The organism is Pararoseomonas sp. SCSIO 73927, from assembly GCF_037040815.1.
Classification (GTDB): domain Bacteria; phylum Pseudomonadota; class Alphaproteobacteria; order Acetobacterales; family Acetobacteraceae; genus Roseomonas.
The window spans coordinates 1,072,636-1,085,858 of record NZ_CP146232.1; the positions used below are offsets into that span (position 1 = coordinate 1,072,636).

At 72.1% G+C, this 13,223-nt stretch carries 12 protein-coding genes; 3 read left to right on the top strand and 9 right to left on the bottom strand.

Annotated elements, in window-relative coordinates; translation table 11 throughout:
- The first annotated feature begins 270 nt into the window (after positions 1-270).
- Both VQH23_RS05090 and VQH23_RS05095 read left to right on the top strand, forming a co-directional pair.
- Positions 271-1,890, top strand: coding sequence for a PQQ-binding-like beta-propeller repeat protein (locus tag VQH23_RS05090; RefSeq protein ID WP_338664539.1), 1,620 nt, complete (start codon positions 271-273; stop codon positions 1,888-1,890).
- A 153-nt stretch (positions 1,891-2,043) separates the two neighbouring features.
- The gene (locus VQH23_RS05095; protein ID WP_338664540.1) at positions 2,044-3,018 is read left to right on the top strand and encodes a hypothetical protein; all 975 of its coding nucleotides are present in this window, start codon (positions 2,044-2,046) and stop codon (positions 3,016-3,018) included.
- A 127-nt stretch (positions 3,019-3,145) separates the two neighbouring features.
- On the opposite strand, the gene VQH23_RS05100 is transcribed toward VQH23_RS05095, so the two are convergent.
- The 7 genes from VQH23_RS05100 to VQH23_RS05130 all read right to left on the bottom strand — a co-directional run bounded on the left by VQH23_RS05100 (position 3,146) and on the right by VQH23_RS05130 (position 9,580).
- The gene (locus tag VQH23_RS05100) at positions 3,146-4,924 is read right to left on the bottom strand and encodes a monovalent cation:proton antiporter-2 (CPA2) family protein (protein WP_338664541.1); all 1,779 of its coding nucleotides are present in this window, start codon (positions 4,922-4,924) and stop codon (positions 3,146-3,148) included.
- Between the two features lie 152 nt (positions 4,925-5,076).
- On the bottom strand, positions 5,077-5,553 hold the full coding sequence (locus tag VQH23_RS05105; protein ID WP_338664542.1) for an OsmC family protein: 477 nt from the start codon (positions 5,551-5,553) through the stop codon (positions 5,077-5,079).
- Positions 5,550-6,443, bottom strand: a complete 894-nt coding sequence (locus tag VQH23_RS05110; protein ID WP_338664543.1) for a pirin family protein — start codon at positions 6,441-6,443, stop codon at positions 5,550-5,552. Before VQH23_RS05110 ends, VQH23_RS05105 begins: the two co-directional genes overlap by 4 nt.
- Positions 6,444-6,630: 187 nt before the next feature.
- Positions 6,631-7,278, bottom strand: a complete 648-nt coding sequence (locus VQH23_RS05115) for a hydrolase (RefSeq protein WP_338664544.1) — start codon at positions 7,276-7,278, stop codon at positions 6,631-6,633.
- A gap of 255 nt (positions 7,279-7,533) precedes the next feature.
- Positions 7,534-8,151 (bottom strand): XRE family transcriptional regulator, encoded by a 618-nt coding sequence (locus VQH23_RS05120; RefSeq protein WP_338664545.1) that lies wholly within the window; start codon positions 8,149-8,151, stop codon positions 7,534-7,536.
- On the bottom strand, positions 8,148-9,086 hold the full coding sequence (locus tag VQH23_RS05125) for a PDR/VanB family oxidoreductase (RefSeq protein ID WP_338664546.1): 939 nt from the start codon (positions 9,084-9,086) through the stop codon (positions 8,148-8,150). Before VQH23_RS05125 ends, VQH23_RS05120 begins: the two co-directional genes overlap by 4 nt.
- 8 nt (positions 9,087-9,094) lie before the next feature.
- Positions 9,095-9,580 carry an MOSC domain-containing protein gene (locus VQH23_RS05130; RefSeq protein WP_338664547.1) on the bottom strand — a complete coding sequence of 162 codons (486 nt, stop codon included), beginning with the start codon at positions 9,578-9,580 and terminating at the stop codon, positions 9,095-9,097.
- 156 nt (positions 9,581-9,736) lie between these two features.
- Here VQH23_RS05130 and VQH23_RS05135 point away from each other — a divergent pair, with 156 nt between their 5' ends.
- Positions 9,737-10,834 (top strand): TRAP transporter substrate-binding protein DctP, encoded by a 1,098-nt coding sequence (locus tag VQH23_RS05135; protein WP_338664548.1) that lies wholly within the window; start codon positions 9,737-9,739, stop codon positions 10,832-10,834.
- A 467-nt stretch (positions 10,835-11,301) separates the two neighbouring features.
- Here VQH23_RS05135 and VQH23_RS05140 read toward each other — a convergent pair whose 3' ends face one another.
- Both VQH23_RS05140 and VQH23_RS05145 read right to left on the bottom strand, forming a co-directional pair.
- Positions 11,302-12,294, bottom strand: a complete 993-nt coding sequence (locus VQH23_RS05140) for a tripartite tricarboxylate transporter substrate binding protein (RefSeq protein WP_338664549.1) — start codon at positions 12,292-12,294, stop codon at positions 11,302-11,304.
- Between the two features lie 80 nt (positions 12,295-12,374).
- Positions 12,375-13,196, bottom strand: a complete 822-nt coding sequence (locus VQH23_RS05145) for an IclR family transcriptional regulator C-terminal domain-containing protein (RefSeq protein ID WP_338664550.1) — start codon at positions 13,194-13,196, stop codon at positions 12,375-12,377.
- Positions 13,197-13,223: the final 27 nt, after the last annotated feature.

A 13,223-nucleotide genomic window follows, 5' to 3' on the forward strand; every position in this document is an offset into this window, starting at 1 on the left:
CGAGCCTTCGGCCGGAGACGATGTTCGGAACGATCCCCTCATTCGCGCCGCGGAGCCTGGACACCCCGGTGGTCGCGCGTGCCGATCCTCGGACGAGACGCGGCACGGGTGCCACGTCCCGGGACGTGTCGGCGAGCCCACAGAACTAGCGACCCCTGGGGCGCCGCCGCCCCGCGATCGCCGGGCGCCGCCGGCGAGCCACCTCCCGAGCACCCGCCACCCGTCGCGGAGCGCCGTCCCCCGCCATGCCATCACACCAGGAGCCCTGAAATGCCCGGACGTCGACCGCTTGCCCGATCTCTCACGGCCTCGGCCCTCGCCATGTGGTCGCTGGCCCTTGCCGGGGCCGATGCCGCTGGCAGCGGCCGGCCCGCGGACGACGATGGCAACTGGCCGGCCTACAACCGGACCCTGGCCTCGGACCGGTTCTCGCGGCTCGATCAGGTCAACCGCGGGAACGTCGCCGGACTCGTCCGGAAATGCGAGTACGCCCTGCCCGCGCCGACATCCTTCCAGACGGGCCCGCTGGTCATCGACGGCGTCCTCTACTTCACCTCGCCCGGCGCCACCTTCGCGATCGACGCGGCGACCTGTGCGGAGCGCTGGCGCGTGACGCACCCCGTGCTGACCGGCGAGGGCGTCGTCTCCGCGAACCGCGGCCTCGCCTATCTGGACGGCAGGCTGTTCCGGGGAACGATGGAGGGCGACGTCCTGGCGCTCTCGCCCGAGGACGGCCGCACGCTCTGGACTGCGCGGATCCCGGACGCGGGCCCCGGCGTCACCATCCCGATGGCGCCGATCGCCGCGGACGGCAAGGTGTTCATCGGCAATGCCGGGGGCGACCGCGCGGGCGTGACCGGCCACGTCTACGCCTACGACGCGGCGACGGGCGAGATGCTCTGGCGCTTCGAGGTGGTGCCCGACACGCCCGAGGTGCGGGCCACCTGGCGCGTGCCGCCGGGCAATCCCCTGTCTGGCGGGGGCGTGTGGGTGTCGCTGAGCTACGATGAGGAGACCGGCATCGTCTACGCCCCGACCGGAAACCCCGCGCCGGATTTCGACATCGAGCTCCGGGAGGGCGACAACCTCTACGTCAACTCCATCATCGCGATCGACGGCAGGACAGGCCGGCGGGTCACCCACAACCAGATCGTGAGGCGCGACTACCACGACTGGGGCGTGAGCGCCGCGCCCGCCCTCGTCACGACCGCCGCCGGACGGCGGATCGTCGCCTCCGCGAACAAGGACGGCCTGCTGTCGGTGCTGGACCGCACCGATCTCGCGGCGGGCCTTCCCCTGCTCTACGCGCGGCCGACGACGACGCGGGAGAACGTCGATGTCCCGCTGTCGCGCGACCGTCCCACGCGCTTCTGCCCCGGCATGTTCGGCGGAACCGAGTGGAACGGGGCCGCGTTCCATCCCCGGCTCAACACGCTCTTCGTCGGTACGGTCGACTGGTGCACGTCGTTCACGCTCCAGCCCCGCGGCACCCCGACCCCCGCGACCGGCGACATCTGGCTCGGCGTGGTCGAGCCGATCAACGAGGCGATGGCGGACTGGTCGACGGCCCGTGGCTGGCTTACCGCCTTCGATGCCGACACCGGCGCGGTGCGCTGGCGCCTGGAGGCGCCTAAACCCGTCCTCGGCGGGGTGACGCCCACGGCGGGCGGGCTGGTCTTCGCGTCGGACCTCGCCGGGAACCTCTTCGCCCTCGACGCCGAGAGCGGCCGCCGGCTGTGGAACGACGAGGTGGGGCAGCCGGTCGGCGGTGGCATCGTCACCTACAGGGTAGGCGAGCAGCAACTGGTCGCCGCGGCCGTCGGGAACGGCGGCGGGGTGTGGCCCATCCCGGTCACGCGCAGCAGCGTCATCGTCTACGGCCTGCCCTGACGGCGTGACCGCGCCTTCCTTCCGGAACCCCGTCACGCCGTCCTCCCGGCCACTCGGCCGAACGGCTCGGGCATCCCTCGCGGTCCTGCGGACCGGCGACGGGTGCCGGGCGCCCAGAGCTCAACGTCAGGCCCAAGAGGACCCGCGCCCCCCATGATCTCCCGCATCCTGTCCACCGCGCTCGCCGGGCTGATCCTGTCCGGCAGCGATGTCCCGTCGCAGGAGCTGGGCGGCAGCACCGCCGCGGCGCTCTCCGCGCGGGCCCTGCCGGACACGATCGCGTATCCGGAGGGCATCGCCCACGACCGCGAGAACGGCGTCTACTATGTCGCGAGCGCCTATGACGGCGCCGTGGCAAGGGTGAGGATCGGCGACAACGCCGCCACGCTCGTCGTTCCCGGCGGAAGGCTCGCCCCGGCCGGGGCGGACAGCTTCCCGGTCACCCTCGGCATGAAGCTGGACGGGAGCAACCGGCTGTGGATCGCCGGCGGCGCCCGCGGGAACCTCCACGTCGTCGACGCAGGGACCGGCCGGACCGTGACGACGCTCGGCCGGAGCGAGGGGCCCCCGGGCCTGCTCAACGACCTGGCGATCACCGCGGATGCCGCCTACGTCACCGACTCCTCCCGGCCGATCCTGTGGAGGGTCGGCCGCCACGGCGACGGCATCGGCGCGCTCGAGCCCTGGCTGCAGCTGGAACCCGCCATCACCTACGGCGAGGGGCCCAACCTCAACGGCATCGTTTCGACCCCTGATGGCGGGACGCTGATCGCGGTTCAGATGAACACGGGCCTGCTATGGCGGATCGACGTCGCGACCAGGGCCGTGACGCGGATCGACCTGGGTGGCGCGCTGCTGACCGGCGGCGACGGGCTGGTCCTCGTCGGGCAGCGCCTCTACGCGACGCTGCAGGGCACCAGCGAGATCGTCGCCGTGGACCTTGCGCCCGGCCTCGCGTCGGGATCGGTCGTCGGCCGCTTGAGGGACGCGCGGCTGGTCGCCCCGGCCACGGCGTTCGCGGCCGATGGACGGCTGTTCGTCGTGGCCACCCAGTTCAGCCGGATGCCGGGCGGCGCGGCGCTCAGGCCGTTCAACGTCTACGACGTGGCGCTGTCGGCGATCGACTAGGTTCTGCGGACCGAGGTGCGGGTCCGATCTGCGGGATGCTCCGCACGTCCTGCCGCCGTGGAGTTATCGTCCATGCCCTCGCTGCACCAACCCGGGACCGGCCGGCAAGCCGGTCCTCGCGCGGCGCTCAGCGGGGCGCCGCCACCTTGGTCAGGGGCTCGGGGACCAGGGGCTCGGGCGCGGGGCCGAGATGGATCCGGTCCAGCCCTGACATGTCGTCGCCCTGGACCTGCTCGGCGAGCCGCTCCGCGTCGCGCCTGCGGGTATCCTCCATGGTCTCCTCCACGTCGACCTCGGCGTGGCCGAGCGCCCGCAGGCCCGCCGCGCCCATCTGGTAGGCGGACCAGGCCGTCTCCCGCACCTCGTAGTCCACGCCGGCGCGGATCAGCTCCACGGCGTGGCCGCGGTCGTAGGACCGGACGAGCAGCTTCGCCTGCGGGAAGGCGCCCCGGACCAGGCCGACGACCTGCATGGCCGCCTTGGCGTCGTCGATGCAGACCATGACTGCATCCGCCTGGTGCGCGCCGGACTGGCGCAGGATGTCCAGCCGCGTCCCGTCGCCGAAATAGACCTTGAACCCGTAGCGCGCCGCATCGCGGATGCGGTCCGGGTTGAAGTCGATGACGGAGAGGCTGACGCCGCGGGACAGGAGGGCCTGGGACGCGATCTGGCCGAAGCGGCCGAACCCGATCATGAGGACCCTGCCCTTGAGGTCCACCGCGCTCTCGACGCCCTCCATGGAGACCTCCGCGCGCAGCAGCCGGTCGGCGGCGATCATCAGGAGGGGCGTCATCGCCATGGAGAGGATGATGACCGTGGAGAAGAGCGCGCTCTCCCTCGCGTCGATGACCCCGCCCGACGCCGCCGCCGCGTAGAGGACGAAGGCGAACTCGCCGCCCTGCAGGAACATCGAGGTGCGGTGAAGCGCCTGACGGCCGCCGGTGCCGAAGACGCGCGCCACGCCGTACACCGCCACGCCCTTGGCGACCGTGAAGGCGGAGAGCAGGGCCAGCAGCAACGGCCACTCCGCCGCGACGACGGCCAGGTCGAGAGACATGCCGACCGCGAGGAAGAACAGGCCCATGAGCAGTCCGCGGAACGGCTCCACGTCGCTCTCGATCTGGTGGCGGTAGCTCGAGCTGGACAGCATGACGCCGGCGAGGAAGGTGCCCATGGCCATCGACAGCCCCGCCGCGTCCATGAGCAGGGCCGCGCCGAGCACGACCAGGAGCGCGCCCGCGGTTCCCACCTCGCGCGTCCGCGCCCTCGCGAGAAGGCCGAAAAAGGGGTTCAGCCCCCAGCGCGACACGATGAGGAGCAGCAGGAGGGCCCCGGCCGCCACGAGGACGTCGGACAGTCCCCCCTGCCCGCCCGCGAGCGGCGACAGGAAGGCGACCACCGCGAGCAGCGGCACGATCATCAGGTCCTCGAACAGGAGGATGGCGACGGATCTCTGGCCCTCCGCGCCGGAGATCTCGCCGCGATCCTGCAGCATCGACATGATGACCGCGGTCGACGACAGCACGAAGCCCGCGCCGGCGATGAAGGCCACCGGCCCCGCGAGGCCGAAGAGCAGCAGCCCGACGGCCGTGAGCGTGGTCATGGCGACGAAGACCTGGACCAGCCCCAGCCCGAGGATCTGCCCGCGCATCGCCCACAGCTTCCCGGGGCGCAGCTCCAGCCCGATGATGAACAGGAACATGACCACGCCGAGCTCGGAGAAGTGGAGGATCGAGTGGGCGTCGTCGAACAGCCGCAGAACGGAGGGGCCGACGAGCATTCCGGCGGCGAAGTAGCCCAGGACGGATCCGAGGCCGAGCCCCCGGAACATGGGCACGGCGACGACGGCCGCGCCCATCAGCACGGCCGCCGGACCTATGGTTTCCGCGAGGCTCGATTCCGCCATTCTGCCGTCTCTCCTATCCGATGTTGGTGGGGTGCGCGGGCCGTGGCCGATCGCCGGGCGCAGGGGACTGCCCCCTCAGCCAGCGGTCCGGCCGGTGCCGTGATTGCCGGCGCGCTGCAGGGCCCGTGCAGCCGGGGCGCGGAATCCTGCCGCTATGCCGGACCTCTCGAGAGGGTGGTGTCGACCGCGGCGCCGCCCTTGACGACGAGGGTCACCGGCGTGCGCTCCGCGATCTGCGCGAGCCTAGCGGCCCGGGCCTCGTCGAGCCCTCCGACCGTCAGGATGCGTTCGATCCGGTCGGCGCCGCCGTGACAGGAGCGCAGGTATCGCAGCTCCACGCCGAGGGAGGTCAGCGGCCAGCCCTTCTTCCCGGCGTACATCTTCAGCGTCGCCGAGGTGCAGGCGCCGAGCGCGGCCACGAGGAGGCCGAAAGGCGCCGGTCCCGCATCCTTCCCGCCCAGCGCCTCCGGCTCATCGGCGACGATGACGTGCCGTCCGACCTCGATCGTGACCTCGTAGGGCGTCTCCTCCATGCGCGCCCGCGCCCTGCCCAGGACGAGGTCCGGCACGCCGTGCACCCTGGCGACGGCCGGATCTGCAGGGTCGGCCCGGGCCACCCTGTCGCTCACGCCCGGACGGGGAGCTTGATGCGCGCGGCATCGGGCAAGGGGATGAACTCCCGGTCATCCGCGTCGGGCAGCTTGATGCGGCCGGCCTTCCAATCCTCCGCGGCCTGGCGGAGCCGTTCCTGCGAGGACGACACGAAGTTCCAGTAGAGGAACCGCTCCCCGACCGGCTCGCCGCCCAGGAGCATCACGGTCGACGGCTCCGCGGCGCGTATGGACGACGCCTCCGGGGTGACCACGGCCATCTGCCCGGCTCCCAGGCGCCGATCCCCGAGCTCAACCGCGCCGGTGGCGACGTAGACGGCCCGCTCGCTGTACCCGCCCGGGATCTCCGCCCTCGCACCCGCCCGCATCTCGAGATGGGCGTAGAAGAGCGGCGAGTGGGTCTTCGCCCCCGACGTCAGGCCGTAGGCGCTGCCGGCGATGAGGTGGCCGCGGACCGCGGCGGCATCCCAGAACGGCAGGTCGCCGCTCTCGTAGTGGGTGAAGGCCGGCGCGGTCTCCTCGTGCTCCCTCGGCAGGGCGACCCAGGCCTGGATTCCATGGATCCGGTCGCCGACGGCGCGCGCCCTCTCGAAGCGCTCGCTGTGCGTGATGCCGCGGCCCGCCGTCATCCAGTTCACCTCTTCCGGACGGATGGGCAGCTCGTAGCCGAGGCTGTCCCGGTGCATCAGCTCGCCCGAGAACAGGTAGGTGACGGTCGAGAGGCCGATGTGCGGATGGGCGTGGACGTCCGCGCTGTCGTCGATCCCGGCCGTGAGGTCGACCGGTCCGATATGGTCGAAGAAGATGAAGGGCCCGACCATCTGCCGTTTGGCGAAGGGCAGCACGCGCCCGACCTCGATGGGCCCTCCGAGGCTCCGGCGCTGCTGGTCGATGATCATCTCAATCATGGGCTTGCCTCGTTCGGCTGTTCCGGGCTGCAAGGCTGTCGGCCGGCGCGCCGGGGCCAGCGATCGGGGGACAGGGAATCGCCGCTCCCCGGCATCGTCACGCGCGCCGCGGCGATTGCTGTGGATGGCGGGTCGGCGCGGGAACCCGGCGATCCGTCGGGAAGGACGGATCGCCCGGCGGGAAGCCCTACTCGGCCGCGACCGGGGTGTTCAGGAGCTGCTGCTCCCAGAGGAAGGCGACGCCCGTCGCCCCGCCATGCTCCTTGAAGACGTCGATCAGCACCTTGCCGGTCTCCCGGCGCGCGTGGTCGCGCTGCCACTCCGACACGACCGCCATCCAGGTCATGGCGTTGGCGCCCGCCCAGAGCATGCGCTGGACGGCGACCTCATGGGCCTCCACGGAGACGCCGCCGCAGGCGTCGGTGACGACGGTGACGTCCCACCCCTCGCCCAGGGCCTGGATGACGGGCATCGCGACGCAGATCTCGGTGTAGAGGCCCGCGATGATCAGCTGCTTGCGGCCGGTCGCCTTCACGGCGTCCACCACCGTCCGGTCCTCCCAGGTGTTGATGAAGGTGCGGTCGATCACCTCCTGGTCGGGGAAGACACTGGTGATCTGCGGGAAGATCAGGCCGCCCTGCCGGGCGATGACGCTCGTCAGGATCGTCGGCACGCCGAAGCCCTTGGCCGCCTTCGCCAGCGCCGCGGTGTTGTTGATCACCATCTGCGGGTCGTGGCTGTGCAGGTTGGTCATCTGGAAGGGCTGGTGATCGATCAGGACGATGACGGAGTCCTCGGGGCGGAGCAGGGAGTCGAGGCCGTTGCGGAACTTCATGGCGGGTTCTCCATCATCGGAAGGCTGGACCAGCGCGGCCGGAACGGGTGCGCGGCCCGCCGACATTGGCATCCCCGTTTTCGCTCCGGTATGGCCTCCCCACGCTACGCAGTGTCGCTGAACGGGGAACGGCCCCGGGGCTACCGATCCTGCCCGGAAGCTGGCCGCTGGACAGGCGCGGTGGCGGCATCGTCCGAGGAGAACTGCTTCTGGGATGTCGCACCCGCCGCAGCGGCCCTGGCCCCGGGAAGGCCGTCACCCCTGGCGGCTGCTCCTCCGGCCTTGCACCGGCCGGGCGACGGCGACGAGCGCCGAGGCCGGCTCCGGCCCGACGCGGCGGATGCGGTGCGGCAGGTGGCCGGGGAACTGGGCGCAGTCGCCCATCTCCAGCACGAAGCCGCGGTCGGCAAAGCGCAGTTCCACCGTTCCGCGCAGCACGAAGAACAGCTCCTCGCCCGCGTGCTCGGCATGGCCGTCCGCGCTGAACTCGGCGGCGGGGTGCAGGACGAAGGCCTCCAGCGCGGCGCCGTCGCGGCTCAGCGCCTCGACGCCGTTCACGCCCCTCTCCGCGGCCGAGACCGCGAGGCGGTCCCGCGCCCGGGTGACGCGCACCGCGTGCTCGGCCAGGCGCTCTCCGAACAGCTCGGCCACCGGCACCTCCAGCGCCTCCGAGAGGCGCAGGACGGTGGCGATGGAGGGATTCTTCAGCCCCCGCTCCAGCCGGGAGAGGTAGCCCTTGTCCAGCCTGGCGGCCTCGGCCAGCGTGTCCAGCGTGATCCCGCGCGCCTGGCGCAAGGCGCGCAGCCGCGCGCCGAGCTCTGCCGTGCGGGCGGCATCCCGGTCGGGCGCCGGCCTGCGGAGGCTCGCGCTCACGCCTCCACCACCAGCCGCCCGGAGGCGCAGCCGGCGACGCAGGCCATCAGGTGGGTCTCGCGTTCCTGCGGCGTCAGCACCCGGTCGCGGTGGACCGGCGCCCCCTCCAGCCAGCGCAGCTTGCAGGCGCCGCAGATCCCGCCCTCGCAGGAGGCCTCGACCTTCGCGCCGAGCGCGCGCAGCGCCACCAGCATGCTCCCGCCCGCGGGCACCTCCGCCGCGGCGCCGCTGCCCGCCAGCACGAGCGTGTAGGGCCGCGCATCCGGATCCGGCGGCAGCACCGGGGGCACGAAGTGCTCCGCCCGCGCGCTGCCCGTCGGCCAGGCGGCCGTGGCGCGCTCGAAACTCTCGATCATCGCGGTCGGGCCGCAACAATAGGCCTGCAGCCCCGGCCGGTGCGGGCCGAGGAGGGATTCGAGGCCGGGGCGCGGCATGGCGGCCGTGTCATGCGCGACGGCGCGGCCGGATTCCAGCCACGGCGCCAGCTCCTCCGGGCAGGGCAGGCCGCCCCGGTGCAGCAGGTGCAGGGTCCAGTCCGCCCCTGCGCGCTCCAGCACCGGGGCCATCGCCAGGAAGGGCGTGACGCCGATCCCGCCGGCGACCATCACGTGCCGCACCGCCCCTTCCGCCAGCGGGAAGGTGCAGCGGGGCATGGAGGCCGCGACCGCGTCGCCCTGCGCCAGCGCGTGCACCCAGGCGCTGCCGCCGCGCGATTCCGATTCCAGCTTCACCGCCACTGTCCAGGAATCCTGCACCGCCGGATCGCCGCACAGGCTGTAGGCGCGCGGCCCCACCCCGGGCACGTGCAGGTCCAGGTGCGCCCCGGGCCTCACGCGCGGCAGCGGCCATCCATCCGGGTCGCGCAGCGTCACGCGCAGGATGCCCGGGCCCGCCGGACGGGCCTCCGCGACGCGCAGTTCGATGTGGCGGGGCATGGAAGGCTTTAGAGCGGCCGGATGGCGTCGCCCAGGCGCAGCGTGCCGCCCTCCAGGATCTTGCAGTTCAGGCCGGAGCGGTGGACCAGCGGGTCGAAAACCGGCTTGCCCAGGATCTCCTCGATGTGGCGGCAGGGGATGGAGAGCCGCGTCGCCTCCACCACGCAGCCGCCGAGGCGGAAGCGCTGGCCGACGAGGTGGTTCACCGGCACGCCGCGGGTGGTGACGTTGCGGCGGTGCTCCTCCGGCAGGATCTCCATCCTGTAGTCGCGCAGGATCGCCTCCAGCACCTCGGCCTCAAACAGCGTGACCTGCCGGCCCTCCTCGGGCTTCTCGGAGTAGAAGCCGGTTTCCGTGCCGATGCGGTAGCGGTCGCCCACGATCCCCTCCCCGGCCACCAGCTCGATCGCCTCCTGCGCCTGCATGGGCAGGAAGGCGCGGGGGGTGATGTGGAGGTGGGACACCACGCCGCTCCAGCCGATCGAACCGCTCATTCGTTCCTGCTCCAACTATGGACAACTTGTTGCCTTCCGAGCATCGATCTTACCGGGAAGAAGGATTTCAACAAGCAGTTTGCTGATTTGCCCTGGGCAACATCACCGTCCCGCTATTGTAATGTCCCGGCCCGGACCACCCAGGAGCTCCGCCCGATGCGTCGTCGTCACCTCATGGCCGCGGGCTCCGCGGCGCCCGCTCTCGTCCTGCCCGCCCTCGCCGCCCCGGCCCTGGCGCAGTCCGCGCCCGAGATCCGCTGGCGCATGACCAGCTCCTTCCCCAAGGCGCTCGATGTCACCTACTCCGCCTGCGAGTACCTCGCCCGGGTTGTCGGGGAGATGACGGACGGCCGGTTCCGCATCACGCCCTTCGCGGCCGGCGAGATCGTTCCCGGGCTGCAGGCGCTGGACGCCGTGTCGTCGAACAGCGTGGAGATGGCGCATACCGGGGGCCTGTTCTTCACCGGCAAGGATCCGGCTTTCGCCTTCACCACCACCGTGCCCTTCATGCTGAACCCGCGGCAGCAGGCCGCCTGGCTCCTGCACGGCGGCGGCAACGACATGCTCAACCGCCTGCTGAAAGACTATAACGTGTACGGCCTGCCGCTCGGCAACAGTGGGAATCAGATGGGCGGCTGGTACCGCAAGGAGATCCGCTCGGTCGAGGACCTGAGGGGTCTCAAGTTCCGCGTCGCCGGCCTGGCAGGGAACGTGATGGCCAAGCTCGGCGTGGTGCCGCAGCAGATCGCGCCCGGCGACATCTACGCGGCGCTGGAGCGCGGCACGATCGACGGCGTCGAGTATGTCGGGCCCTATGACGATGCGAAGCTCGGCTTCGAGAAGGTCGCGCGCTACTACTACTACCCGGGCTGGGGAGAGGGCGGCGCCGTGTTCCACGCCTTCATCAACCTCGAGCGCTGGAGCGAGCTGCCGAAGTCCTACCAGGCAGTGCTCACGGCCGCTTCCGGTGCTGCGACCCAGTGGATGCTCGCGCAGTACGACTGGAAGAATGTGGAGGCGCTGTACCGCCTCGTCGCCAACGGCACGCAGCTCCGCGCCTTCCCGAACGAGGTACTGGACGCCTTCTACCGCACGACGCAGGAGGTCTTCGCGGAGATGTCCGCGCAGTCGCCTCGCTTCAAGGAGTTGCTGGAGAGCCAGACCGCCTTCCGCGACCGCTCCTACGGCTACCATCAGGTGGCGGACTACGCCTTCGACAGCATGATGCTGCGCCTACGAAGGTCCGCGCGGTGAAGGGCCGCGCTCCTCGCTGCGCCAAGCCTCCGGCACCCATTTCGGCTGTCCGGATCTGACCGGGTCTTGCAAGGGTTCCCGGCCCCTCCGTGCTGATGACCGTGCCCTTCGGCCCGGGTGGGATCAGCGTCCTCCTTGTCCGCTTCGTGACGGAGGGGACGCGAGTCCCGGCCACTCGCACCGGCTTTCCGGCGCGGAACCGGCGTGACCCCGCGGGAATACCGGGGCTGAGAGGAACGTCTTCCCAGCTCCGCCGCCTCCGAGAGGCTGCGCTGGGCCGGGTGCGGCCGTTTGGCCGCGGGGTGGCCCGGGTGCCGGCGAGCAGCCGGTTCCTCTCAAGGGACCGTGCAGGCGAACACGGCGCTTCAGGCAGGAAGCCGGTGAGGAGAAGATAGAGTGCGGCGATCCCAGCGCCGGCGCTCACGCCCGAGGCTGCTCCAGAGGCTGCTCCGGGGATGGGGGACGCCTCAGAGCCCCGACTGGATGTTCCCGCGCCGCATGACCTCGGCCCAGGTCACGGTTTCCCGCCGGATGCGGGCGCCGAACTCGGCCAGCCCTTCATCCGTCACGGTCAGCCCCTGCGCTTCCAGGGCCGTCCGCGTGGCCGGCGCGTGCAGCACCGCGAGCACGGCGCGGTAGATGGCCTCCAGCGTCGCGTCCGGTGTCGCCCGCGGCGCGAGCAGCCCGTACCAGGAGGTGATGTCGAAGCCGGGAATCCCCAGCTCCTCCAGGGTGGGGATCTCGGGGGCGGTGGGCGTGCGGGCGGCGGTGGTCAGGGCCAGGGCGCGCACCTGCCCGGCGCGGATCGCCGCCAGCGCGGCCGGCAGGTTGGTGAAGAGCAGCTGCACGTTGCCGGCGACCACGTCCGTCAGAGCCTGGCTGGAGCCGCGATAGGGCACGTGCAGCATGCGGATCCCGGCCTTCTGCGCCAGCAGCTCGCCGGCTAGGTGCAGCTGGCTGCCGACGCCGGGCGTCGCGTAGCTCACGCCGTCGCGCCGCGTCCCGGCATAGGCCACCAGCTCCGCCACGCTGCGGACCGGCAGGTCGTTGGCGCAGACGATGACGTTGGGCGCCGTGGCGAGCAGGCTGACCGGGGCGAAGTCGCGCTCCACCTCGAAGGGCAGGTTGGCCATCAGGGTCGGGTTGATGGTCAGGTTGCCGGCCGGCACCAGCAGCAGCGTGTGGCCGTCCGGCGCGGCGCGCCGCACCGCGTCGATCCCGATGTTGCCCTGGGCCCCCGTGCGATTGTCCACCACGGCGGGCCGGCCGCTGGCGGCCTGGATGCCCTGCGCGATCACGCGCGCCAGCACGTCCACCGGGCCGCCCGGGGTGAAGGGCGCGACGATGCTCACCGGCCGGACGGGCCATCCCTCCGCCCCGCGCGCCGCGCCGGGGAGAAGCGAGAGGCCGCCCAGCGCGAGGGCCTGGCGGCGTCCGAGGGCGATGCGGCTCGGGGTCATGGAAACCTCACTGTTCGATCGGGTCGGGCGGTGCCGGCGCGGTCCGCCGCCCGGCCCCGCTGGGATGACTGGCCATTGGCTCACGCGCGGGCGGCGGGGCGCCCATCGAAGCCGAGGGCGGTGGAGATCCGGGCGGCGGCGGCCAGTACCTCCTTCGCCAGGGGGCCGCGCAGCTCCGGCTCGGAGGTGAGGAGGGCGACCGTCGAGAGATTGATGGCGGCCACCGTCGCGCCCGCCACGTCGCGCACGGGCGCCGCCACGCTGGCCACCCCGGCCTCGTAGCCCGCGACATGGGCGGCGAAGCCGGCGGCGCGGTCCCTCGCGGCCTGCGCCAGCAGCGCCGGCAGGGTGGTGGGGATGCGCGGGCCGCGGGGCTCCAGCACCGCCCCGGCATAGAGGTGTTCCAGCGCCTCCGGCGACAGGCTGGCCAGGAGGACGCGGCCCATGGTGGTCGCGTGCGCCGGCAGCCTCGTGCCCACCTGGACCACGCTGGACAGGCTGCGCCGCGTCGGCAGGCGCGCGAGATAGACCACCTCCCGCCCTTCCAGCACGCCGAGATGGGCGGACCAGCCCGTGCGGTCCCGCAGCGCCTCCAGATGGGGCGCCGCCACCTCCACCAGGTCGCGCGAGGCGAGGTAGCCGTAGCCGAGCTGCAGCACCTGGGGGCCGAGCTCGTAGGTGCGGGTGCCCGCGTCGTAGGTGAGGAAGCCGAGCTGGTCGAGCGTGTAGGCGATGCGAAAGACCGCCGATCGGGTCACGCCCACCGCCTCGCCCATCTCCGTCAGCGTCATGCGGCGCCGTTCCGGCGTGAAGGCCAGCAGCAGTTCCAGCCCGCGCGAGAGGCCGGGGACGATGTAGCGGTCGTCCAGCGGCGGATCCGGCGGTGTTTCCGTTTTGCCCATAAAATCGCGTATAGCTTACAAAACCGG

Excerpts from the sequence above, each read along its gene's own strand:
- VQH23_RS05090 (WP_338664539.1), top strand. The coding sequence starts at position 271 with ATGCCCGGACGTCGACCGCTTGCCCGATCTCTCACGGCCTCGGCCCTC.
- VQH23_RS05095 (WP_338664540.1), top strand. The coding sequence starts at position 2,044 with ATGATCTCCCGCATCCTGTCCACCGCGCTCGCCGGGCTGATCCTGTCC.
- VQH23_RS05100 (WP_338664541.1), bottom strand. The coding sequence starts at position 4,924 with ATGGCGGAATCGAGCCTCGCGGAAACCATAGGTCCGGCGGCCGTGCTG.
- VQH23_RS05110 (WP_338664543.1), bottom strand. The coding sequence starts at position 6,443 with ATGATTGAGATGATCATCGACCAGCAGCGCCGGAGCCTCGGAGGGCCC.
- VQH23_RS05115 (WP_338664544.1), bottom strand. The coding sequence starts at position 7,278 with ATGAAGTTCCGCAACGGCCTCGACTCCCTGCTCCGCCCCGAGGACTCC.
- VQH23_RS05125 (WP_338664546.1), bottom strand. The coding sequence starts at position 9,086 with ATGCCCCGCCACATCGAACTGCGCGTCGCGGAGGCCCGTCCGGCGGGC.
- VQH23_RS05130 (WP_338664547.1), bottom strand. The coding sequence starts at position 9,580 with ATGAGCGGTTCGATCGGCTGGAGCGGCGTGGTGTCCCACCTCCACATC.
- VQH23_RS05135 (WP_338664548.1), top strand. The coding sequence starts at position 9,737 with ATGCGTCGTCGTCACCTCATGGCCGCGGGCTCCGCGGCGCCCGCTCTC.
- VQH23_RS05140 (WP_338664549.1), bottom strand. The coding sequence starts at position 12,294 with ATGACCCCGAGCCGCATCGCCCTCGGACGCCGCCAGGCCCTCGCGCTG.
- VQH23_RS05145 (WP_338664550.1), bottom strand. The coding sequence starts at position 13,196 with ATGGGCAAAACGGAAACACCGCCGGATCCGCCGCTGGACGACCGCTAC.